The sequence below is a fragment of the Aminobacter sp. Piv2-1 genome (assembly GCF_037625995.1).
Classification (GTDB): Bacteria; Pseudomonadota; Alphaproteobacteria; order Rhizobiales; family Rhizobiaceae; genus Aminobacter.
The window spans coordinates 718,243-739,128 of the sequence record NZ_JARKMU010000001.1 but is presented as its reverse complement, the minus strand read 5'-3'; the positions used below and the strand labels follow the sequence as shown (position 1 = coordinate 739,128).

General features: G+C 65.9%; 22 protein-coding genes. 10 read left to right on the top strand and 12 right to left on the bottom strand.

What is annotated here, in order from left to right:
• The 5 genes from aztB to AmiPiv_RS03550 all read left to right on the top strand — a co-directional run bounded on the left by aztB (position 1) and on the right by AmiPiv_RS03550 (position 2,974).
• The gene (gene aztB, locus AmiPiv_RS03570) at positions 1-867 is read left to right on the top strand and encodes a zinc ABC transporter permease AztB (RefSeq protein WP_340035862.1); all 867 of its coding nucleotides are present in this window, start codon (positions 1-3) and stop codon (positions 865-867) included.
• 22 nt (positions 868-889) lie between these two features.
• Entirely contained in the window at positions 890-1,819 is a 930-nt protein-coding gene (gene aztC, locus AmiPiv_RS03565) for a zinc ABC transporter substrate-binding protein AztC (RefSeq protein WP_340035861.1), read from the top strand.
• 116 nt (positions 1,820-1,935) lie between these two features.
• Positions 1,936-2,274: a TIGR01244 family sulfur transferase gene (locus AmiPiv_RS03560; RefSeq protein ID WP_340035860.1), complete on the top strand. Its 339-nt coding sequence runs from the start codon at positions 1,936-1,938 to the stop codon at positions 2,272-2,274.
• A gap of 95 nt (positions 2,275-2,369) precedes the next feature.
• Positions 2,370-2,600 (top strand): type II toxin-antitoxin system Phd/YefM family antitoxin, encoded by a 231-nt coding sequence (locus AmiPiv_RS03555; protein ID WP_340035859.1) that lies wholly within the window; start codon positions 2,370-2,372, stop codon positions 2,598-2,600.
• Positions 2,597-2,974: a type II toxin-antitoxin system VapC family toxin gene (locus tag AmiPiv_RS03550; RefSeq protein ID WP_340035858.1), complete on the top strand. Its 378-nt coding sequence runs from the start codon at positions 2,597-2,599 to the stop codon at positions 2,972-2,974. The genes AmiPiv_RS03555 and AmiPiv_RS03550 overlap by 4 nt, the downstream gene beginning before the upstream one ends.
• On the opposite strand, the gene AmiPiv_RS03545 is transcribed toward AmiPiv_RS03550, so the two are convergent.
• From AmiPiv_RS03545 to AmiPiv_RS03515, 7 genes are all read right to left on the bottom strand, one after another.
• Positions 2,971-3,507 (bottom strand): DinB family protein, encoded by a 537-nt coding sequence (locus tag AmiPiv_RS03545; RefSeq protein WP_340035857.1) that lies wholly within the window; start codon positions 3,505-3,507, stop codon positions 2,971-2,973. The two genes, AmiPiv_RS03550 and AmiPiv_RS03545, sit on opposite strands and share 4 nt — an antisense overlap.
• 23 nt (positions 3,508-3,530) lie before the next feature.
• Positions 3,531-4,283: a fumarylacetoacetate hydrolase family protein gene (locus AmiPiv_RS03540; protein ID WP_340035855.1), complete on the bottom strand. Its 753-nt coding sequence runs from the start codon at positions 4,281-4,283 to the stop codon at positions 3,531-3,533.
• Positions 4,249-5,166, bottom strand: coding sequence for an MBL fold metallo-hydrolase (locus AmiPiv_RS03535; protein ID WP_340035854.1), 918 nt, complete (start codon positions 5,164-5,166; stop codon positions 4,249-4,251). Before AmiPiv_RS03535 ends, AmiPiv_RS03540 begins: the two co-directional genes overlap by 35 nt.
• 91 nt (positions 5,167-5,257) lie before the next feature.
• The gene (locus tag AmiPiv_RS03530) at positions 5,258-5,761 is read right to left on the bottom strand and encodes an HPP family protein (RefSeq protein WP_340035853.1); all 504 of its coding nucleotides are present in this window, start codon (positions 5,759-5,761) and stop codon (positions 5,258-5,260) included.
• Between the two features lie 109 nt (positions 5,762-5,870).
• A complete protein-coding gene (tdh, locus tag AmiPiv_RS03525) occupies positions 5,871-6,905 on the bottom strand; it encodes an L-threonine 3-dehydrogenase (protein WP_340035852.1) in 1,035 nt (344 codons plus the stop codon).
• Between the two features lie 45 nt (positions 6,906-6,950).
• The gene (locus AmiPiv_RS03520) at positions 6,951-8,141 is read right to left on the bottom strand and encodes a glycine C-acetyltransferase (protein WP_340035851.1); all 1,191 of its coding nucleotides are present in this window, start codon (positions 8,139-8,141) and stop codon (positions 6,951-6,953) included.
• A gap of 121 nt (positions 8,142-8,262) precedes the next feature.
• On the bottom strand, positions 8,263-8,742 hold the full coding sequence (locus AmiPiv_RS03515) for a cupin domain-containing protein (RefSeq protein ID WP_340035850.1): 480 nt from the start codon (positions 8,740-8,742) through the stop codon (positions 8,263-8,265).
• Positions 8,743-9,015: 273 nt separating this feature from the next.
• Between AmiPiv_RS03515 and AmiPiv_RS03510 the strand changes: the two genes are divergently transcribed.
• Positions 9,016-10,131, top strand: a complete 1,116-nt coding sequence (locus AmiPiv_RS03510) for a mandelate racemase/muconate lactonizing enzyme family protein (RefSeq protein ID WP_340035849.1) — start codon at positions 9,016-9,018, stop codon at positions 10,129-10,131.
• Positions 10,132-10,184: 53 nt separating this feature from the next.
• On the opposite strand, the gene AmiPiv_RS03505 is transcribed toward AmiPiv_RS03510, so the two are convergent.
• Together AmiPiv_RS03505 and AmiPiv_RS03500 are read right to left on the bottom strand one after the other, a co-directional pair.
• Positions 10,185-10,661, bottom strand: coding sequence for a cupin domain-containing protein (locus AmiPiv_RS03505; protein ID WP_340035848.1), 477 nt, complete (start codon positions 10,659-10,661; stop codon positions 10,185-10,187).
• A gap of 256 nt (positions 10,662-10,917) precedes the next feature.
• Positions 10,918-12,120 carry an acyl-CoA dehydrogenase gene (locus AmiPiv_RS03500; RefSeq protein WP_340035847.1) on the bottom strand — a complete coding sequence of 401 codons (1,203 nt, stop codon included), beginning with the start codon at positions 12,118-12,120 and terminating at the stop codon, positions 10,918-10,920.
• Positions 12,121-12,238: 118 nt separating this feature from the next.
• Between AmiPiv_RS03500 and AmiPiv_RS03495 the strand changes: the two genes are divergently transcribed.
• Positions 12,239-13,156, top strand: a complete 918-nt coding sequence (locus tag AmiPiv_RS03495) for a LysR family transcriptional regulator (RefSeq protein WP_340035846.1) — start codon at positions 12,239-12,241, stop codon at positions 13,154-13,156.
• Here AmiPiv_RS03495 and AmiPiv_RS03490 read toward each other — a convergent pair.
• Positions 13,134-15,179 (bottom strand): NADH:flavin oxidoreductase, encoded by a 2,046-nt coding sequence (locus tag AmiPiv_RS03490; RefSeq protein WP_340035845.1) that lies wholly within the window; start codon positions 15,177-15,179, stop codon positions 13,134-13,136. The two genes, AmiPiv_RS03495 and AmiPiv_RS03490, sit on opposite strands and share 23 nt — an antisense overlap.
• 111 nt (positions 15,180-15,290) lie before the next feature.
• On the opposite strand from AmiPiv_RS03490, the gene queF reads away from it, so the two are divergent.
• Entirely contained in the window at positions 15,291-15,752 is a 462-nt protein-coding gene (gene queF, locus AmiPiv_RS03485; RefSeq protein ID WP_340035844.1) for a preQ(1) synthase, read from the top strand.
• Between the two features lie 25 nt (positions 15,753-15,777).
• On the opposite strand, the gene AmiPiv_RS03480 is transcribed toward queF, so the two are convergent.
• Positions 15,778-16,173: a nuclear transport factor 2 family protein gene (locus AmiPiv_RS03480; RefSeq protein ID WP_340035932.1), complete on the bottom strand. Its 396-nt coding sequence runs from the start codon at positions 16,171-16,173 to the stop codon at positions 15,778-15,780.
• A complete protein-coding gene (locus tag AmiPiv_RS03475; protein WP_340035843.1) occupies positions 16,173-17,738 on the bottom strand; it encodes a trimethylamine methyltransferase family protein in 1,566 nt (521 codons plus the stop codon). The genes AmiPiv_RS03480 and AmiPiv_RS03475 overlap by 1 nt, the downstream gene beginning before the upstream one ends.
• Positions 17,739-17,828: 90 nt before the next feature.
• Between AmiPiv_RS03475 and AmiPiv_RS03470 the strand changes: the two genes are divergently transcribed.
• Complete coding sequence (locus AmiPiv_RS03470) at positions 17,829-18,731, top strand: LysR substrate-binding domain-containing protein (RefSeq protein WP_340035842.1); 903 nt, start codon at positions 17,829-17,831, stop codon at positions 18,729-18,731.
• A gap of 257 nt (positions 18,732-18,988) precedes the next feature.
• Positions 18,989-20,833: a DNA mismatch repair endonuclease MutL gene (gene mutL / locus AmiPiv_RS03465; protein ID WP_340035841.1), complete on the top strand. Its 1,845-nt coding sequence runs from the start codon at positions 18,989-18,991 to the stop codon at positions 20,831-20,833.
• Positions 20,834-20,886: the final 53 nt, after the last annotated feature.

The window sequence follows — 20,886 nt, the reverse complement described above, 5'->3', positions numbered from 1 at the left end:
ATGTATGACCTGCTGATCGCGCCCTTCGTCGAATTCGGCTTCATGCAGCGCGCGCTGGCCGGCTCGCTGCTTCTCGCCCTTGGCGCCTGCCCGGTCGGCGTGTTCCTGATGCTGAGGCGCATGAGCCTGACGGGCGACGCCATGGCTCACGCCATCCTGCCCGGTGCGGCTGCAGGCTTCCTGCTCTACGGGCTGCAGATCGTGCCGATGACCATCGGCGGGCTGGTCGCCGGCATCATCGTGGCGCTCGGCGCGGGTGCGGTCTCGCGCTTCACCGTGCAGCGCGAGGACGCCTCTATGGCGGCCTTCTACCTGATCTCGCTGGCGCTCGGTGTGTTGATCGTTTCGCTGCGCGGATCGAGCGTCGATCTCATGCAGGTGCTGTTCGGGACGGTGCTTGCGCTCAACGACGACGCCCTGACCCTGATCGCCCTGATTTCCGGGGTCACGTTGCTGACGCTCGCCGTCTTCTGGCGCGCGCTGGTCGCCGAATGCCTCGACCCGCTGTTCCTGCGCTCGGTCAGCCGCCTCGGAACACCGGTGCATTTCATCTTCCTCGGCCTGGTCGTGCTCAACCTCGTGGGTGGTTTCCAGGCGCTCGGCACGTTGCTGTCGGTCGGCCTGATGATGCTGCCGGCGGCAGCGGCCCGCTTCTGGACGGCGCGCGTCGAACCAATGTGCATGCTTGCCTTCGCTTTCGGCGCCGTGTCCTGCGTCGCGGGCCTGTTGATCTCCTATCACGGCTCCCTTCCCTCGGGCCCCGCGATCATCCTTTCGGCCGGCACGATATACGCCGCGTCGATATTCTTCGGCACGCGCGGCATCTTCAACACCAAGCTGCGCCACCACCGCCACCGCACCGCCTGATCCCTCGCAGAAGGACATGCCCATGCACAGACTGATTGCCCTTGCCTCCGTCCTGACTGTTATAACATTAACTTCCACCGCGGCCATCTCGGCTCAACCGCTCAAGGTCGTGGCCAGCTTCTCGATCATCGGCGATTTCGCCAAGAATGTCGGCGGCGACCGCATCGAACTCACCACGCTGGTTGGCCCCGATGGCGACGCGCACGTCTACGAGCCGTCTCCTGCCGATGCGGTGACGATGTCCAAGGCTGACGTGGTGCTGGTCAACGGCCTGCAGTACGAGGGCTTCCTGCAGCGGCTGGTCGACGCGAGTGCCACGAAGGCCTCGATCGTCGAACTGACCAATGGAATCGACCCGCTCGACATGGCGGTAGGCCATGAGCACGAGGGAAACGGCGCTGCCGTGAACCACCACCAGGGCGGCCTCGACCCGCATGCCTTTCAGTCCGTCGCCAATGCCAAGGTCTATGTCGGCAACATCGCCGGCGCCTTCTGCGCCGCCGATGCGGCAGGCTGCGACGTCTACAAGGCGAACGCCGAACGCTACACGGCCGAGCTTGGAGCGGCCGAGGCCTACATCGAGGCGTCGGTGGAGGCCATCCCGGCCGACCAGCGGACGATCATCACCTCGCACGACGCATTCGGCTACTTCGAGAATGCCTACGGCCTGACCTTCCTCGCGCCCGAGGGCATCTCAACCGAAGCCGAAGCCTCGGCAGCCGACGTCGCAGCCCTGATCAGGCAGGTGCGCGAGGAGAAAGCATCGGCGATCTTCGTCGAGAACATCACCAACCCTCGCCTCATCGAGCAGATCGCCGCCGAAACCGGCGTGACGGTGGGCGGCACGCTCTATTCCGACGCGCTCTCCAAGGCCGGCGGCCCCGCGCCGACCTACATCGACATGATGAAGAACAACATCGGCACGATAAGGGGGGCGATCCTCGGCAGCTGAGGCTCGGACTTCACGTCTTGTCGGGGCAGCCATTCCGCGGTTGCCCTGCCGCGCCGACAGTGGCAAGACTGGCGCCGAACCGCCGCCATCGCGGCCAAGCACCTGCGAGGACTACCATGGAATACCGCCAGATCACCGACGACTACTCGGTTTCCGGCCAGATCGACCCGGCCGACGTGGCCGCCATCAAGGCCGCCGGCTTCAAGAGCGTCATCTGCAACCGTCCCGACGACGAGCAGCCGGGCCAGCCGTCCGCCATGAGCGTCAAGGCCGCGGTCGAAGCCGCCGGCCTCGCCTTCCGCCACATTCCCGTCATCAGTGGCCACATGACCGTCGACAACGTCACCGACATGGCCGGAGCGCTCGACGAGATGGCAGGTCCGGTGTTCGCCTATTGCCGCTCCGGCGCCCGCTGCACCAACCTCTACATGGCGATCCAGCAGAGCAAGGGCTGACCGGCAAGCGACGGGTTGGTTTGCGCGACGAGCGATTGTGACCTAAATTATTTGTCGCAAGGATCGCGTCATGAACATTTCGGTCGCAGAAGCCCATGAACATTTCGGTCGCAGAAGCCAAGGCAAAATTTTCAGAACTCATCGAACGGGTGGAAGCCGGCGAGGAGATCATAGTCACTCGCGACGGCAAGGCCGTAGCCAAGATTGCGGCTCCGCTGGAGGTGGCATCATCGCGCCAAAGCATAGTTGGCGCGATGAAGGGCAAAATCTGGATTGCCGACGACTTTGACGAACTCGGTCCCGAATGGGACGACTACACCAAGTGAGCGGCCTCAGCTTCCTTCTGGACACCCACGTGCTTCTCTGGGCGATTTGCGACGACGACAGGCTTTCGTCCAATCATCGCCAGATCATCGCCAACGGCGAAGGTATTGTCGTAAGTACTGTTTCCATTTGGGAAATCGCCATCAAGCGTGCCAGCGGCAAGTTGATCGTTGATGGCGACATGGTGCAACTGCTCAATGCACGCGGAATTCCCATCCTGTCGATCAATGAGCACCATGCGGCGCGGGTCGAGCATCTTGCGAGTCACCATCGTGACCCGTTCGACCGGCTGCTAATCGCCCAGGCTCAGGTCGAAAACCTCGCCATCCTGACCACAGACCCTATGTTTGCGCGCTACGACGTGGCTGTCGCCTAGAACCCCAGCCGCTCGACCTCCTCGCCACGGAACCTGAGATCGTAGTCGAGGAAGAACTCGTCGAGCTGCGGCGGCGCGACCGACGTGCCCGACAGCATCGCATGCACCTGTCCGCGATGATGGATCTGGTGGATGAAGAGATGGGCGAGCACATCGCCGATGCGCTCGGGGATTTGCCCAGCCTCGCCGCGATCCGATAGCACCTGCCGGTCGAGATCGGCTCCCGACAGCCGATCGCAGCAGGCGACAAGGCGGCGGTCGAATGCCGCCTGTGCCTCGGCAAGCTTGGCGGCCTCGTCGAAAGCCCTGAACTTGTCGAACACGCGTCGCCCCTCCCCGCCCTCCTCGATCATGTCGAGGTAGTAGAGATCCACCTCCAGGATGTGGTTCAGGGTTTCCCTGAGCGACGGGAAGAAGCTCGTGCGCCCGGCCTCGAACTCGCCCGGCCGCAGGGCCGTCACGGCGCGGTAGATGCGGTCGTTGGACCACAGGTTGTTCCGCGCCATGCGACGGAAATGGCTCGTCAGGTCCATTGCCTCGTCCTGCAACGCCTCGATCAGGGCAATGGCGGGCCGAAGCGGCCGACCTGCTGCTCGATGGCGCCGAAGATCGAATGGCCGGCCGCGTCCTTCATCTCGATGCGGACGATGTCGCCGAGCGATGCGGATATGACTTCGGCGCCGCCGCGAACCACCGCACCTGCGTGGAGCGGACGCCCAACGGTCGCATTGGCAATGAGCTGCGGAAACGGCGTCCAGCCTCCGGTCGCGACGGTCCGCGATCCGACCGACAACGCCAGATGTACGGCACCATCCCAGGCACCACCCAGTTCGTCGGGCGTCACCGCCACCGGCGACAAGGTGGAAGTGCCGGTCTGGCCGCCATCGAGCACGGTATCGGCGGCAAGCACCAGCAAGGCCACCGCCTCACGGGCGCCGGCCTCGCCGGTCGCCAATCCGACGTCGGTGACGATGGCCGCAACCGAAGCCTCCACCCTTGCGTCGCGCGACTTGCCGGTGAGTTCGATCGGATCGCGCGGGGCAATGAAGGCATCGCCACCACCGACACGCTGATAGACCCGCGGCAGCGGCGCAAGCGCATCGTGCTCGTGGAAGCGGGCCGACGGCACCGCGCCGATTTCGAGCGATTCGGCCAGCGTCATGAGATGCGGGGAGATGCGGCGCCAGTCATCCAGCGCTGCCTGCAGATCGGGCGCCAGGAATGAAGCGTCGGTATAGCGCGTCAGGTCGCGTGAAACGACCACCAGTTGTCCGTCACGCGTTCGGCTCTTCAGCGTTGCCAGTTTCATGTCGATCCTCCCGATTCCCGACTTGGTCGCCCCCGAATGAAAGAACATGCCCGTCACGGCCGATCGTCAAGGGACCGGGCCATGTTTTCCTGACAGCTTCGATCCAGTCGGCCTCGCCGATCTCGGCGTCGTCGGCCGGGATCAGATGATTGAGCACCAGCCGCCTGACGCCGGCGCGCGCAGCGATCGTGCCAGCTTCCTCGGCCAGGCTGTGGCTCGCCATCAGATGCTCGCGCAGCCGTGCGCCGTTGCCGGTACGAGCGACGAGCCGCTCGACGCCGGCCGCGAGCATCGCCTCATGAACGAGAACGTCGGCGCCGCGCGAAAATTCCGCGAGCGGCGGGAAGAACGCGGTGTCGGCCGAAACGACGACGCTTGTGCCGCCGCAATCGAAGCGCAAGGCGAAGCATTCGGTCACCGGCGGATGGTCGACGCGCAACGCGCGGACCTCGAGCCCGCCGTCGCCTATGACGATGCCCTCGCCGAACTCGACGATCTCGACCATTTGGCGCAGGTCGGGCCGACCCTCGTCGTCGATGCGGGTTTCGATATCGAATTCAAGCGCTTGGACGAAACCCTGCCAGTATCGATTCAACCCCGCGGGTCCGAACACCCTGACCGGTGTCGCAAGCCCAGCCGTCCAGGCCGTATGGATGAGCGGCCCCAGTTCGAGCACGTGGTCGGAATGAAGATGGGTGACGAAGACGAGGTCGAGCGCCTTGAGGCTGAGGCCCGCGTAGGTCAGGCCGCGGGTGACGCCGAGCCCGCAATCGATCACGATCCTGCGCCCGCCGAGTTCCAGCAGCGTGGAAGTTGGCCATGGGCCGCCGGGCCTGATCGCCGGGCCGCCCTTGGTGCCGAGCAGGACGAGGCGGCCGGTCATGCGTCCCGTCCCGGGGAGTAGGAAATCATGCGGTGCCTCCTGTTCGGTCCGACGGTAGAGCGTCGGGCACGGCCGAGGCAAGGCGAAAGCGTCAGTCGACGCGCCGCGGATACTGCGCGCGAGGCGGAATCCAGTGAAGGACGAGCGCCAGAAGCAGCAGGCTTATGCAGCCCGCAAGCACGACGACGAACAGCGTCCCGCTCTGATAGGGCGATGCGGTGGCCACCAGGGGGATGGCCCCCGCAGGCGGGTGCGTGACGCGGAACATCAGCATCAGCGCGATGGAAAGGCCGACGGCGACGGCGGACACTTCCCAGAGGCCGGGGAATGCCATCGCCGCGCCGACACCGAGGAGCGTGGCGATGAAGTAGCCGGCGAACACGTTGATCGGTTGCGCCAGCGGGCTGGCGGGCTGCCCGAACATGAGCACCGCGGTGGCGCCCAGCGGGGCGATCAGCATCGGGATGCCGGTTAGCGACGCCAGGCCGCCGACCGCCGACAGGCCAACGACCGCCCCTGACCCCGACTTCAAATGGGCGACGAAGTGCCCCTTGGGCTCGTGGCGTGCGGTAAGGGTTCGTATGTGGCGGCGCAAGTCGTACCCCCGGGCGAAAAGGCCCGCCTGAATAGCAAATCCCCGGTGAATTTGGCAACGCAGCTTTGTTCGAAAATTTCTCCTTGCAGTGAAAAAACTTTCCTTTCACCTACCAGTCCATGACGACCTTGCCGGAATTGCCGCTGCGCATGGCATCGAAACCTGCCTGGTAGTCGTCGATGCCGATCCGGTGGGTGATGAGCCCGGTCACGTCGAGCGGCCCCTGCACCAGCGCGATCATCTTGTACCAGGTCTCGAACATCTCGCGGCCGTAGATGCCCTTGAGATGCAGCATCTTGAAGATGACCTTGTTCCAGTCGATCTCGAAGCCGGTCGGCGCTATGCCGAGGATGGCGATCTTGCCGCCGTTGTTCATGGTCTCGATCATGTCGCGGAAGGCCACGGCCGAGCCCGACATTTCGAGGCCGACGTCGAAGCCCTCGGTCATGCCTTCCTCGCGCATGACGTCGACGAGCTTCTCCTTCGCAGCGTTGACCACATGGTGGATGCCCATCTTGCGCGCGAGCGCGAGCCGCGTCGGATTGATGTCGGTGATGACGACCTTTCTCGCCCCCACGCACTGGGCGACCATCGCGCCCATGATGCCGATGGGCCCCGCTCCCGTCACCAGAACGTCCTCGCCCACGAGGTCGAAGGAAAGTGCGGTGTGCACGGCATTGCCCAGCGGATCGAAGATCGCCGCCACCTCGTCGGGCACGTCGTCGGGGATCGGCACCACATTGTGCTGGGGGATGACGACATACTCGGCAAAGGACCCCGGCCTGTTGACGCCGACGCCGAGGGTGTTGCGGCACAGATGCCCGCGCCCGGCACGGCAGTTGCGGCAGTGGCCGCAGACGATGTGCCCTTCGCCCGAGACGCGCTGGCCGACCTTGTAGTCCTTCACGCCGGCGCCGAAATCGGCGACCGTTCCGACGAACTCATGGCCGGTCACCATCGGAACCGGGACCGTCTTCTGCGCCCACTGGTCCCAGTTGTAGATGTGGACGTCGGTGCCGCAGATCGCCGACTTGCGCACCTTGATCAGCACGTCGTTGGGGCCGATCTCGGGGATCGGCACCTCTTCCATCCAGATACCGGGCTCGGGCTTCGCCTTCACCAGCGCGCGCATCATGTTGGACATCGTCTTTTCCTCCGAATCCTTTGATCCAGAATCGCTTTCGCGGCTTCAGGAAATCACGCCCAGTTCCCGGCCCACCTCGCCGAACGCCGCCACCGCGCAATCGATATCCTCGGCCGAGTGGGCCGCCGACATCTGCGTGCGGATGCGCGCCTGGCCCTTCGGCACCACCGGGAACGAGAAGCCGATCACATAGATGCCACGCTCTAGCATCTTCGCCGCCATCTCCTGCGCCAGCGAAGCGTCGCCCAGCATCACCGGGATGATGGGATGGTCGGCGCCGGCCAGCGTGAAGCCGAGCCTGCTCATGCCCGAACGGAACCGCGCGGCGTTGGCGTAGAGCCTTTCGCGCAAGGCCCCGCCACCGGCGATGATGTCCAGCACCTTGATCGAGGCGCCGGCGATGGACGGGGCGAGCGTGTTGGAGAACAGATAGGGCCGCGAACGCTGGCGCAGCCAGTCGACGACTTCGCGCCTGGCCGACGTGTAGCCGCCCGAGGCGCCGCCAAGCGCCTTGCCCAAGGTGCCGGTGATGATGTCGACCCTGCCTTCGACGCCGCAATACTCGGGCGTGCCGCGACCGTTGGTGCCGACGAAGCCCACGGCATGGCTGTCGTCGACCATCACCATCGCACCATGCTTTTCGGCCAGATCGCAGACGCCCCCAAGGTTGGCGATGATGCCGTCCATGGAGAACACGCCGTCGGTGGCGATCAGCTTGAAGCGGCAACCCTCGGCCTTCTTCAACTCCTCCTCCAGCGCCGCCATGTCGTTGTTGGCATAGCGGAAGCGCTTGGCCTTCGACAGCCGGACGCCGTCGATGATCGAAGCGTGGTTGAGCGCATCGGAGATGATGGCGTCGTCTTCGCCGAGTAGCGTCTCGAACAGGCCGGCATTGGCATCGAAACATGACGAATAGAGGATGGTGTCTTCCATACCGAGGAAGCCGGAGATCCTGGCCTCGAGTTCTTTATGCTCCTCCTGCGTGCCGCAGATGAAGCGCACCGAGGCCATGCCGTAGCCATAGCGGTCGAGTGCGGCCTTGGCCGCCTCGCGCAATTCATGGCTGTCGGCGAGGCCGAGATAGTTGTTGGCGCAGAAGTTCAGCACCTTCTGGCCGCCAACGACTTCGATCTCGGCAGACTGGGTCGAGGTGATGACGCGCTCGGATTTGTAGAGGCCTGCGGTCCTCAGCGCTTCCAGTTCGGAAGCCAGATGTGAAACAAACGCTTGGCTCATCTTTTTGCTGCCCGATCGAGAGTGCCACCTGGGCAGAGTGTCGTCTCAGGCCGACCGAAAAGCCACCAAAAATGCGATGGAACGGACGGATGAGGTTCCCGTCATCCGTCCGGTAACGAGATCAGGCGATCGGCGCGCCGATGATGTCGATGCCGTTGCGGGCGCAGGCCTCGGTCAATGCCTTGATGATCTCCGGGGTGGGCGCGACCTGCGGCGGGATCTCCGCTTTGGCAGCCGGAATGCTGACCTCGCGCACCATGCGTTCGAAGTCGCCGCGGGTGGTGATGGTCAGGCAGCGCGCGCCTTCCGCGGATTCGACGCGGTAGCTGTGCGGAATGCCCTTCGGCGCAAGCATGGTCTGGCCGGCGTGGCCGTAGAGGTCCTTGCCGCCGACATTGAACCGCATCACGCCCTCGAGGATGTGGAAGACCTCGTCCTCGTTGCGGTGGATGTGGAGCGGCGGCGAGGAGCCGTAGGGCATCAGGTGCTCGATCACGCTGATCGTGTCCGCGCCCGCTTCGCCCGAAAGCCGGATGGTCGCAAGGGTGCCGTTGAACCACAGCAATTCGCCGTCGTGTTCAGTCTTCGCGTGGATGGTCACAGGGGTTCCTTTCGACAGATGGGAGTCGCCTTGCCGGCGTCGGCATCGCTCTAGAGGCGCTGTGTATCCACTCGAATTCACCGAATACGAAAGCTGTATCTTCGTATTGAAACAATTCGCGCGATTTTCGAACAGAACCGAAGATCCGGCTGCAAGCGGCTCGCCAGACCCCTGTCACGAAAGCGACGCCCGCACACGCCGCTTCCCTCGCCGCGCGCCACAACTGCGCGGGCTAAATTTGGCATCGATCTGGTCCAGCAGCGCGGGGACACCATGGCCGACACCAGCATTTCAACCATCCGCATCTTCCGGCAGTGGCAGCCGTTTCGCGACGGCACCTACCGCTGTTCCGGCGGCCGCAGTGCGGAGGGCTTCGATTCGACCATCGTCGAGATCGTCAGCCGCGACGGCGTCGCCGGCTACGGCGAGATGGCGCCGCTCGGCAGCTTCTACGATCCGGCCTTTGCCGCAGGCGCCCGCGAGGCGATGAAGGAGCTTGCGCCGCAACTGCTCGGATGCGACGCCGCCGGCGTCGAGGCCCTCAACCGGCGCATGGACCTGCTTCTCAAAGGCCACCCCTATGCAAAGTCGGCAATCGACATGGCGCTGTGGGACTTGGCAGGCAAGCGGTCAGGCCTGTCGCTGGCTGCCATGAGCGGCGGCGCCGAAGGGAAAAGCCTTGCGCTCTATCGTTCCATCGCCCAGCAGGCACCCGAGGCCATGGCCGCCCGCGCCGCGAAATACGTCGCCGAAGGCTATCGCCGCCTGCAGGTCAAGGTCGGCCTCGACATCAACGAGGACATCGCCCGGCTGGAGGCAGTCCGCGCCGCGGTGCCCGGCGACACCGTGCTCTTCTGCGATGCCAATGCCAGCTGGGGCACGGCCGAGACGCGGCGCTTCCTGATGGCGACGCGCAACCTCGACTACACGCTGGAGCAGCCCTGCGCGAGCTACGAGGAAAACCTCGCGGTCCGCCGCGCCACCGAGCGGCCGCTGGTGCTGGACGAGACCATCGACGGTGTCGACGTGCTGCTCAGGGCGATCGGCGACGGGCTGGTCGACGGCATCACCATCAAGCTCGCCCGCGTCGGGGGACTGACCCGGGCCAAGCTGCTCCGCGACATAGCGGTCGCCAAGAACCTCAAGGTGACGATCGAAGACACCGGCGGCGCGCAAATCGACACGGCCGCCTATTCGGGTCTGCTGCTGTCGACGCCGGAAGCGCTACGCCAGCACACGGTCGACTTCCACAATTGGGTGACGGTCGCCAATGCGCGCGGCGACTTTGCCATCGCCGACGGCATGATGCGTCTGCCGGACGGACCAGGCCTCGGCCTGGAAGTGGACACTTCGGCCTTCGGCGCACCGATCTTCGCCTGCACCGCTTAGAGATGGTGGCTGGACGGACACGCCCCCGCACCCGTCCAGCCCCAGCATCGGCGCTACAGTAGCGGTGCGCCGACGACCTGGATTGGTGTTGGCGCTGAGCCATCGAAGAAGCTCTCGCCGGCTTCCGTGGCCCGCGCCGCCCCATGCTGTCCCCCGGCGGATGTCGGCAGGCTCATCTCACGGATCATCCTCTCGAACTCTCCGCCCTGGGTGACGATCAGGCAGATGCTGCCCTCTCCCGGTTCGACGCGGAATACGTGCGGCAGGCCTTTCGGCGACACCACAGTCTGGCCCGAATGGGCGGAGAAATGCTCGCCGTCGACACGGAAGCGCATCGCCCCTTCGAGGACGTGGATGATGTCGTCGCCGCTCAGCTCGACATGGAGCGGCGTCGAGCCGCCGCGCGGCATGCGGCATTCGACAATGCTTATTCCGTCGCTACCCGCGCTCGCCGGCACGCGGATGATCATCAGATTCTCGCCGAACCATAGATTCTGGCCGGCATCTTCAGCCTCTTTTTGAACGGTCATCGACAAGCCCCCTCTGCTGCCCGGCAAATCGCCGACAGTCGGGAGATATTGGGGCCATGTAACAGCTTGAAGCCGAGGAAGACTGGAATGTTTCAAAGCCCTGAAACAATTCGCGCGAAAGTCGCATCGCAATCGCACCGCCTAGACCCGCAAGCGAAACCGGATCGCACTTCGGCGCTTCTACCGGCTCACGAAACAGCGGCGGCCGCGAAGCGCTGCTTCGCGGCCGCCGGATTTCCTGCCTTGCCGGGAAGCCTCAGAAGAAGGCCTGCAGCCCCGTCTGGGCACGGCCCAGGATCAGCGCGTGCACGTCGTGCGTGCCTTCATAGGTATTGACCGTTTCCAGGTTCTGCGCGTGGCGCATGACATGATAGCCGATCTGGATGCCGTTGCCGCCGTGCATATCGCGGGCGATGCGGGCGATGTCGAGCGCCTTGCCGCAGTTGTTGCGCTTGACGATCGAGATCATCTCGGGGGCGAACTTGTGCTCGTCCATCAGGCGGCCGACGCGCAACGAACCCTGGAGGCCAAGCGCGATCTCGGTCTGCATGTCGGCAAGCTTCTTCTGGTAGAGCTGGGTGCCGGCAAGCGGCTTGCCGAACTGCTTGCGGTCGAGGCCATACTGACGGGCGCGGTGCCAGCAATCCTCGGCGGCGCCCAGCACGCCCCAGGAAATGCCGTAGCGGGCGCGGTTGAGGCAGCCGAACGGCCCCTTGAGGCCCGAAACGTTGGGCAGCAGCGCCTCTTCGCCCACCTCGACCCCTTCCATGACGATCTCGCCGGTGATCGAGGCGCGCAGCGACAGCTTGCCTTCGATCTTCGGCGCCGAAAGGCCCTTCATGCCCTTTTCGAGCACGAAACCGCGGATCTGGTTGTCATGTGCAGCCGACTTCGCCCAGACGACAAAGACGTCGGCGATGGGCGCGTTCGAGATCCACATCTTCGAGCCGGTCAGCTTGTAGCCGCTGGCCGTCTTCTCGGCGCGGGTCTTCATGCCGCCCGGATCGGAACCCGCGTCCGGCTCGGTCAGGCCGAAGCAGCCGATCCACTCGCCCGAAGCGAGCTTCGGCAGGTACTTCTTGCGCTGCTCCTCGGAGCCATAGGCATAGATCGGGAACATAACCAGCGACGACTGCACGCTCATCATCGAGCGGTAGCCCGAATCGACGCGCTCGACCTCGCGCGCCACCAGGCCGTAGGTCACGTAGCCGGCGCCGAGGCCGCCATATTCCTCGGGAACGGTGATGCCGAGCAGGCCGGCGTCGCCCATCTCGCGGAAAATCGCCGGGTCGGTCTTTTCTTCGAGATAGGCGTTCTCGATACGCGGGGCGAGCTTGTCGGCGGCGAAGGCCGCAGCGCCGTCGCGCACCATGCGCTCATCCTCGGTCAGCTGGTCTTCGAGCAGGAAGGGATCGGCCCAGACAAAGCTGCCGCCGCCTGCCGGTGTGGATGCGCTCATGGTTCCTCCGGAGAATGGATGATTTGTCGCCATCCTAGACCGCTTCGGCACTTTCCGCTAACAAGTAATCTCGCATAGTTTATGCGCAAATTCGATCAACTTCACGGCAGGCCAACCCATGCGCCGCAGCTATGTCCCGACGATTGCAGAGCTTGAAGCCTTTCGCGTCTGCGCCAGCCTCGGCACGACAATTCGCGCCGCCGATCAGCTCGGCCTGACACAGAGCTCGGTCAGCCGCTCGATCGGCCAGCTGGAGGACCGGCTTGGCGTGGCGCTGTTCCATCGCGTTCGGCAGCGGCTTGCGCTGTCGGATGCCGGCCGGCGCTTTGCCCGCGACGCCGAGGCGATCCTCGACAGCCTGCATGAGGCGGCGGTGCGCACCATGGCCTTCGGCGGCCAGTCGGATGTGCTGAGCATAGCGGTGCTGCCGACGCTCGCCGATCGCTGGCTGATCCCGCGGCTCGCCGGCTTCCACGCCACCCACCCGCATGTGGCCATCGACCTCGCGGTGCGGCTGGAGACGGTCGACCTCGAGACCGAGACCCTCGACGCGGCGATCCAGCGCGGCCCGGCTGGGCCCGGGCATCCCGGCGTCTTCAGGCTGTTCGACGAGGAGCTCGTGGTCGTCGCCTCACCGGCCCTGCTCGACGGCCGCGCCGCGCTCGACGATGCCGAGCTTGCCGCCCTGCCGCTGCTGCAGCAGTCGACACGCCCGACGCTCTGGCTGCAATGGTTCCAGGCCGCCGGCATCGACCCGCGCACCACCCTGCGCGGTCATCGCTTCGAGCAGTTTTCGATGGTCGTCGAAGCCGCGGTCGCCGGCCTCGGCGTGGCGCTGGTGCCGGAAATCCTCGCCGAACGGGAACTCGCCGCCGGCAAGCTGGTCATGGCCTCGCCCAACCGCATTGCCGGCGAGTTTCCCTACCGGCTGGCCTTTAGGCCGGGGGGCGAGGACCGGCCTGGCCTCCGCGAATTCGTCCGCTGGCTCTCCGGCGAAGTCGCCGGCCAGCCGCTCAGATCCTCAGGCCGAACCTGATGCCGTCATAGATGGCAGCATGGATGTTGCGGGCCTCGACCGCATCGCCGATGCGCAGGAGCAGGAAACGGCCGTCGGGGTTCTTGTCCGGGAAGATGTCTCCGCCGTTGACGAGGCGCTCGTAGTCTATCGCGCCGCCGTTCTTCGACAGCGGCTTGAGCTCGAGATAGAGGTCGTCGAGCGGCAGCGTGCCGTGCTCAACCACCACCTGGTCGACGCGGCGCTCCTCGCTCCAGCCCGCGGCGAAGTCGGACGACAGCGTGGCGACGAGCTGGTTGCCCTCGCGCCGCACCGATTTGAGCCGGGTGTTGATGGTGATCTTCACCCCGGCCCGGTGGAAGGCTTCCATGTAGGGCACGTGGTTCATGCCGCCGATCTCGGGCGCGAAGAAGCGCTCGGGCGAAACCAGCTCCAGCTTCGCGCCGGCCTTGCCGATCAGCTCTGCCGCCGTCATGCCCTGGTGGCCGCCATTGTCGTCATAGAGCAACACGTTCTCGGCCGGCTTGACGCTGCCGGCGATGATGTCCCAGCTCGACGTCACCAGATCGTCTCCCGCGTCGAGCGGTGGGGTCTGCGGCAGGCCGCCGGTGGCGATCACCACGGCACCCGGGTCGAGCGCCAGCACGTCGTCGCTGCCCGCCCAGATGTCGTAGCGGATCTCGACGCCAAGCCGCTCCAGCTCGGCCAACCGCCAGTCGACGATGCCGATGAGCTCTCGCCGGCGCGGGTTCTGGGCGGCGAGCCGCACCTGTCCGCCGGCCTGGCTCGAAGCTTCGAGCACGGTCACGCTGTGGCCGCGCTCGGCCAGCACACGCGCCGCCTCGAGGCCGGCAGCGCCTGCGCCGACCACCACGACGTTGCGCAGCGGCCCGTCGGTCCGCGAAATCACATGCGGGATCGTCGCCTCGCGGCCGGTGGCGGCATTGTGGATGCACAGCGCCCCGCCGCCCTCGTAGATGCGGTCGAGGCAGTAGGTTGCGCCGACGCAAGGCCTGATGCGGTGCTCCTCGCCCGCCATCACCTTTTGGGTGATGTGCGGGTCGGCGATGTGGGCGCGCGTCATGCCGACCATGTCGAGCTTGCCGGTGGCGATGGCGTGGCGCGCGGTCGCGACATCGGCGATGCGCGCGGCGTGGAAGACCGGGAACTTCGTCGCTGCCCGAACCTCGCCGGCGAAATCCAGATGCGGCGAGGACGGCATGCCGTGCAGCGGTATGACCTTGGTCAGGGCCGCATCGGTGTCGATGTGGCCGCGGATGACATTGAGGAAGTCGAGCTTGCCGGACGACGCCAGGCGGCGGGCGATGTCGACACCCTCGTCCTTCGACAGCCCCTTCTCCATGTCCTCGTCGGCGACCATGCGGATGCCGACGATGAAGTCCGGCCCCACCGCCGCGCGCACCGCGTCGAGCACCCGCCAGGTGAAGCGTAAGCGGTTGTCGAGCGAGCCGCCATACTCGTCATCGCGTTGGTTGGTCGCCGGCGACCAGAAACCATCCATCAGGTGGCCGTAGGCCTCGAACTCGATGCCGTCCAGGCCTGCCGCCTGCATGCGCTGGGCAGCCGAGGCATAGTCGGCGACGATACGATCGAGGTCCCAGTCCTCGGCGGTCTTGGGGAAAGTGCGGTGCGCGGCCTCGCGCACCGGCGAGGCGCTGAGCACCGGCAGCCAGTCGGCCTTGTTCCAGTTGGTGCGCCGGCCGAGATGGGTGAGCTGGATCATCACCTTGCAGTCGTGCTCGTGGCAGGCATCGGCCAGTTCGGCCAGCCAGGGCACGATGGCGTCATCGTAGGCGTGCAGGTTGCCAAAGGCGGCGGGGCTGTCGCGCGAGACGATCGCCGACCCCGCCGTCATGGTCAGCGCCATGCCGCCCCTGGCCTTCTCGGCATGGTAGAGCCGGTAGCGCTCCTTGGGCATGCCGTCCTCGGAATAGGCCGGCTCGTGGCTGGTCGACATGACGCGGTTCTTGAGCGTCAGGTGCTTGAGTTGGAACGGCTGGAGCAGCGGGTCGGTACTTGTCATTGCCTTCCTGCATTATCAGGCGCTAATAAGCGCCACCGAAGATCTGGTCATCGAGTTTCGCGCGCTATGGCGGCGGAGCATTGAGCCAGAACCAGTCCGAAGAGCCGCCCAATGACCATCACCGACACCCTGACCCAGCTCGGCACGAAGGTGGAGACGCCGACCTCGCCGGAAGCCGCCGTGCTCGAAACCGTGCCCTACGGCCGCGCCGACGGCCCGCCGGCCATCGTGCGCTTCACCTGCCCGGAGTTCACCTCGCTCTGCCCCGTGACCGGCCAGCCGGATTTCGCCCACATCGTCATCGACTACGCCCCGGACAAGCTTTTGGTCGAATCCAAGTCGCTCAAGCTGTTCATGGTCTCGTTCCGCAACCACGGCGCCTTCCACGAGGACTGCACCGTCATGATCGGCCGCCGCGTCGTCGAGGCGACCAAGCCGCTCTGGCTGCGCATCGCCGGCTACTGGTATCCGCGCGGCGGCATCCCGATCGACGTGTTCTGGCAGACCGGCACGCCGCCCGAGGGCTCGTGGCTGCCCGAGACCGGTGTCGCGCCCTATCGCGGCCGCGGCTGAACCACCTCGGCCCGCCCGTGACGGCTCACTGCGCCGCGGGATCATCTTTCACCTCGACCCTGACGATCCTGCCGTTCGCATCGAAAAGCACCGTCTCCTCGCCCGACCGGTCGAGACGCGCGCCGGTGACGGCATGCGTCGCTTCGAGCCGCCAGCGCGACCAGGCAACGCGCGGCGACACCGAAGCAACCGCCTCGTCTTTCGATTTCTGGTCGCCATAGACGGCGAAGTAGCTGCGAAAAGCGTCCATGATGGCATTTCGGCCAACAATGGCGCCGATCCCGTCCGAAACGTAATCGGCATCGGCTGCGAAGCAGGCCTCGATTGTCGCGAAATCAAGGACGTCGATGGCGGCGTGGTAGTGCTTCAACCCCGCGACGGGATCGAACGACGGGTCGGCCAAGGAGCTGTCGTCCGGCATCAATACCACGCGTCTTCCATCGCCGCTTTCTTGCGCGTCATGAACTCCTTGAGCGCCTCGTCGATGCCGGGATCGAGCGGCGGCGCTTCGTATTCGGCGAGCATGGTCTTCCAGCGCCTGTTGGCGCGCGTCGCGGCGTCGACCGAGCCTGCGGCCTCCCATTTCTCGAAAGGCTCGTTGTCGGCGATCGCCGAATCCCAGAACGCCGTCTCGTAATTCTGCATCGTGTGGGCACAGCCGAAGAAGTGGTTGCCGGGCCCGACCTCGCGGAAAGCATCAAGCGCCAGCTGGTTGTCGTCGATCTTCACGCCGTCGAGATAGGTGTGCAGCGCGCCGCAGAAATCGGCGTCCATGACGAACTTCTCGTAGGACATCGACAGGAGCCCGTCGAGGAAGCCTGCCGAATGCAGGATGAAGTTCGCCCCGCAATGCACGGCCGCCAGCATCGACATGGTGCCCTCGTTCATGGCGTGGGCGTCGGGCAGCTTCGAGGTGGTGAAGTTGCCGGAGCAGCGCAGCGGCAGGTTGAGGCGACGCGCCAACTGGCCGATGACCATCGAGCCGATGGCCGGTTCCGGCGTGCCGAAGGTCGGCGAGCCCGAGCGTAGCGACATGGACGACAGGAAGTTGCCGAAGATCACCGGCGCGCCGGGCCGTTCGAGCTGGGTCAGGGCGCAGCCGGCCATAGTCTCGGCCAGTGACTGGGCGATGGCGCCTGCATTGGTCACCGGCCCCATGGCGCCGCCGAGGATGAAGGGCACGATCACCGCCGCCTGGTTGGCGCGGGCATAGGCGCGCAATGCCGTGGTCATGGTCGCATCCCAGACCAGCGGCGAGTTGACGTTGACATTGCCGAGGATGACGCAGTTCCGGTCGGTGAACGCCTCGCCGAAGACGATGCGCGCCATGTCGATCGAGTCTTCCGCGCGGCTCTCCGAGGTCACCGAGCCCATGAAGGCGCGGTCGGAGTAGCGGATATGGCTGTAGACCATGTCGAGGTGGCGCTTGTTGACCGGCACGTCGACCGGCTCGCAGATGGTGCCGCCCGAGTGATGCAGCCAGGGCGACGACTGCGCCAGCTTCACGAAATTGCGGAAGTCCTCGATGGTGCCGTAGCGGCGGCCCTTGTCGAGATCCATGACGAAGGGCGAGCCATAGGCCGGCGAGAACACCACGCTCTTGCCGCCAATCTCCACAGAGCGCTCGGGATTGCGCGCGTGCTGGGTGAAGGTCGCGGGCGCGGTTTTCAGCAGTTCGCGCAAAAGGCCCGGCTCGAACTTGACCAGAACGCCCTCGACCTTGGCCCCTGCCCGGCGCCAGTGATCGAGTGCTGCCGGATCGTCGCGGAACTCGATGCCGATCTCGGCGAGGATCTTGTCAGCCGTCCGTTCGATGCGAACGAGGTTTTCCTCGGACAGGATGTCGTAGGTCGGGATGTTCCTGACGATGTAGGGCCGGCCATGCGCCTCGGGGCCGTGCGAGCGCTGCTCGCGGCGGGCATTGCGGCCGCCGCGCTCGCGGCGCTTGGCGGGCTCGCTCGGGGCTTCGGCTGCGGCAACGCTCATGTCGGGCTCCAAATCGTCTGGCATGAAGCTAGCCTTTGGATCGCCTGCTGTGACGCTTGAAAATCCTCATCACTTGCATAAACATGCCTTATGCAAAGCCTGCGCCACCTGCTGCCCTCCGCCGGCAGCCTGATCGTCTTCGAGGCCGCCGGACGGCTGGCCAGCTTCACCGCCGCGGGCCGCGAGCTCGGCATGACGCAGGCGGCCGTCTCCTATGCCATCCGGGGACTCGAGGAACAATTTGGCGCCAAGCTGTTCCAGCGCCGCCACAGGCAGGTGCTGCTGACGGAGGCCGGCGAACGTTTCCATGCCGATGTCACGCTCGGCCTGTCGCATATCCGCAAGTCGGCGGAGGAACTCAAGGCGCGCTCGGTTGGCATGCACGTGACGCTTTCAGCCTCGACCGCCTTCACATCGTTCTGGATGATGCCGCGGCTGCAGAAGTTCCGCGACGACCTGCCCGGCATCGACCTGCGCATCCAGACCGCCGACCGCGACCTCGACCTCGTGGCCGAGGGCATTCCCCTGGGCATCCGCGGCGGCGACGCCGCCGATTGGCCCGACTACGAACTGCTGCAGATTGCGGACGAGCAGGTCTACCCCGTCGCCGGCCCGGCCTATCTGGCGCGCGCCGGCACGCCGCAAACGCCCGCCGAGATCACCCTGCACCACCTGATCCATCTCGAAGAGCCCTATCGCCCGGCGGCGACGTGGAACGAATGGTTCCAGTCGGCCGGCCTCAACGGCGCGGTCGCCAAGCGCGGGTTGGTCATCAACGATTACGTTCTCGTCATCCAGGCGGTGATGGAAGGCCAGGGCATCGCGCTCGGCTGGCGCCACCTCACCGACAGGCTGATCGCGGCCGGGCTTTTGGTCCGGCTCTCCGACCACGTCATGACGACGAACAAGGGCTTCCACGTCGCCTGGCCGAAAAACCGACCGCTCAGCGAAAGTGCTGAAAAGGTGCGCGACTGGCTGGCGGCGCAGGCGTGAGCTTGGGCGGGTAGTGCCGCGCCTCGCCTGCCCCTGTCTGCCCCTCATCCCCCTGCCGGGACCTTCTCCCCGCACGCGGGGAGAAGGGGCAAGCGGAACCGTCGCGGCCAGCCGCCTTCTCCCCGTATTTCACGGGGAGAAGGTCCCGGCAGGGGGATGAGGGGCAGCGATGGCAATAGGCAAGCCAACACTGTGGATAGCCCAGCTCCACGCAATGTGGCTGTCCCGTCGCGACCGAATCCCGCTATAGTCTCGCGATGCCCATTCGCCAGCTTTCCGAAACGATGATCAACCAGATCGCCGCCGGCGAGGTCGTGGAGCGGCCTGCCAGCGTGGTCAAGGAGCTGGTCGAGAACGCGCTCGACGCCGGCGCAGGACGCATCGAGGTGGCGACCGCCGCGGGCGGGCTCGGGCTGATCCGCGTCGTCGACGATGGCTCGGGCATGCCCGAAGACGAGCTTTCACTGGCGATCTCGCGCCACTGCACCTCCAAGCTCGACGACGACATCCACGACATCCGCTCGCTCGGCTTCCGCGGCGAGGCCCTGCCCTCCATCGGCTCGGTGTCGAGGCTGACCATTCGCTCGCGCACCAAGGTGGCCGACAGCGGCGCCGAGATCTCGGTCGAAGGCGGGCGGATCGCCGCCGTGCGGCCGGCGCCGAGCAACCGCGGCACGACGGTCGAGGTGCGCGACCTGTTCTTCGCCACCCCCGCCCGGCTCAAATTCATGAAGACCGAGCGGGCGGAGGCGACGGCCATCGCCGACACGGTCAAGCGCATCGCCATCGCCTTCCCGGCCGTGCGCTTCACGCTGTCGGGCACCGACCGCTCGACGCTGGAGCTTTCGGCCACGGGCAACGACGCGGACGGGAGGCTTGCCCGCATCGCCCAGGTGATGGGCAACGACTTTCCCGACAACTCGATCGCCATCGATGCGGCGCGCGAAAGCGTGCGGCTCGAGGGACATGTCTCGATCCCGTCCTACACGCGGGCCAATGCGCTGCAGCAATATGCCTATGTCAACGGAAGGCCGGTGCGCGACAAGCTGATCGCCTCGGCGATCCGCGGCGCCTATGCCGACGTCTTGCCGCGCGACCGCCATGCGGTGACAGTGCTGTTCCTTTCGGTCGACCCCGCCCATGTCGACGTCAACGTGCATCCGGCCAAGGCCGACGTGCGCTTCCGCGACCCCGGCCTGGTGCGCGGCCTGATCGTCGGCGCGATCCGCCAGGCGCTGGCAGGTGCGGGCATTCGCCCAGCCACCACCGGCACCGAGGCGATGATGAGCGCCTTCCGTCCAGGCGCGCCTTCCTATGCCCACCCCCGCCCGTCAGCCAGCCACCGCAGCTATAATCCAGAGTTCCGAGCCTCGCCTTCGGCGGGTTTCGACGCCGCGCGGTCGCCGTTCCGGCCGCTCGATCCCGGCTTTGCCGAGGCCGAGCAGGCGAGCTTCGACACCGGACCGCTGCACAGCGCCGATGCCCGCGCCGGCCAGGCCGAGGTGGTCGAGGCGCTGCTGCAGACCGAACTGGGCGCGGCGCGGGCGCAGGTGCACGAGAACTACATCGTCGCGCAGACCAGGGATTCGCTCGTCATCGTCGACCAACACGCCGCGCACGAGCGGCTGGTTTACGAAGAGCTCAAGAACGCCCTGCATGCGCGCCCGGTAGCGTCGCAAATGCTGCTGATGCCGGAGATCGTCGACCTGCCGGAAGAGGATGCCGAACGGTTGGCGATGCACTCGGAGACCCTGGCCCGCTTCGGCCTGGGCATAGAGCGCTTTGGCCCGGGGGCGGTCGCCGTGCGCGAGACCCCTGCCATGCTCGGCGAGACCGACGTCGCCCAACTGGTGCGCGACCTTGCCGACGAGATCGCCGACAGCGACACTGCGGACACGCTGAAGGAACGCCTGCATGCGATTGCCGCAACCATGGCCTGCCACGGTTCGGTGCGCTCAGGCCGCAGGCTGCGGCCGGAGGAGATGAACGCACTGCTGCGCCAGATGGAGGCGACGCCCGGATCGGGAACGTGCAATCACGGCCGCCCGACCTATATCGAGCTCAAGCTCGCCGACATCGAGCGTTTGTTCGGGCGGCGGTAGTTGACCTCAAAGGGGTTTTGTGGGCGTAACAGCCGGACAAGGAAGACGAGCAC

What these genes read in the sequence shown, in the direction of transcription:
- aztB (WP_340035862.1), top strand. Translation starts at nt 1, where the DNA reads ATGTATGACCTGCTGATCGCGCCCTTCGTCGAATTCGGCTTCATGCAG.
- aztC (WP_340035861.1), top strand. Translation starts at nt 890, where the DNA reads ATGCACAGACTGATTGCCCTTGCCTCCGTCCTGACTGTTATAACATTA.
- AmiPiv_RS03560 (WP_340035860.1), top strand. Translation starts at nt 1,936, where the DNA reads ATGGAATACCGCCAGATCACCGACGACTACTCGGTTTCCGGCCAGATC.
- AmiPiv_RS03555 (WP_340035859.1), top strand. Translation starts at nt 2,370, where the DNA reads ATGAACATTTCGGTCGCAGAAGCCAAGGCAAAATTTTCAGAACTCATC.
- AmiPiv_RS03545 (WP_340035857.1), bottom strand. Translation starts at nt 3,507, where the DNA reads ATGGACCTGACGAGCCATTTCCGTCGCATGGCGCGGAACAACCTGTGG.
- AmiPiv_RS03540 (WP_340035855.1), bottom strand. Translation starts at nt 4,283, where the DNA reads ATGAAACTGGCAACGCTGAAGAGCCGAACGCGTGACGGACAACTGGTG.
- AmiPiv_RS03535 (WP_340035854.1), bottom strand. Translation starts at nt 5,166, where the DNA reads ATGACCGGCCGCCTCGTCCTGCTCGGCACCAAGGGCGGCCCGGCGATC.
- tdh (WP_340035852.1), bottom strand. Translation starts at nt 6,905, where the DNA reads ATGTCCAACATGATGCGCGCGCTGGTGAAGGCGAAGCCCGAGCCCGGT.
- AmiPiv_RS03520 (WP_340035851.1), bottom strand. Translation starts at nt 8,141, where the DNA reads ATGAGCCAAGCGTTTGTTTCACATCTGGCTTCCGAACTGGAAGCGCTG.
- AmiPiv_RS03510 (WP_340035849.1), top strand. Translation starts at nt 9,016, where the DNA reads ATGGCCGACACCAGCATTTCAACCATCCGCATCTTCCGGCAGTGGCAG.
- AmiPiv_RS03505 (WP_340035848.1), bottom strand. Translation starts at nt 10,661, where the DNA reads ATGACCGTTCAAAAAGAGGCTGAAGATGCCGGCCAGAATCTATGGTTC.
- AmiPiv_RS03500 (WP_340035847.1), bottom strand. Translation starts at nt 12,120, where the DNA reads ATGAGCGCATCCACACCGGCAGGCGGCGGCAGCTTTGTCTGGGCCGAT.
- AmiPiv_RS03495 (WP_340035846.1), top strand. Translation starts at nt 12,239, where the DNA reads ATGCGCCGCAGCTATGTCCCGACGATTGCAGAGCTTGAAGCCTTTCGC.
- AmiPiv_RS03490 (WP_340035845.1), bottom strand. Translation starts at nt 15,179, where the DNA reads ATGACAAGTACCGACCCGCTGCTCCAGCCGTTCCAACTCAAGCACCTG.
- queF (WP_340035844.1), top strand. Translation starts at nt 15,291, where the DNA reads ATGACCATCACCGACACCCTGACCCAGCTCGGCACGAAGGTGGAGACG.
- AmiPiv_RS03480 (WP_340035932.1), bottom strand. Translation starts at nt 16,173, where the DNA reads ATGCCGGACGACAGCTCCTTGGCCGACCCGTCGTTCGATCCCGTCGCG.
- AmiPiv_RS03475 (WP_340035843.1), bottom strand. Translation starts at nt 17,738, where the DNA reads ATGAGCGTTGCCGCAGCCGAAGCCCCGAGCGAGCCCGCCAAGCGCCGC.
- AmiPiv_RS03470 (WP_340035842.1), top strand. Translation starts at nt 17,829, where the DNA reads ATGCAAAGCCTGCGCCACCTGCTGCCCTCCGCCGGCAGCCTGATCGTC.
- mutL (WP_340035841.1), top strand. Translation starts at nt 18,989, where the DNA reads ATGCCCATTCGCCAGCTTTCCGAAACGATGATCAACCAGATCGCCGCC.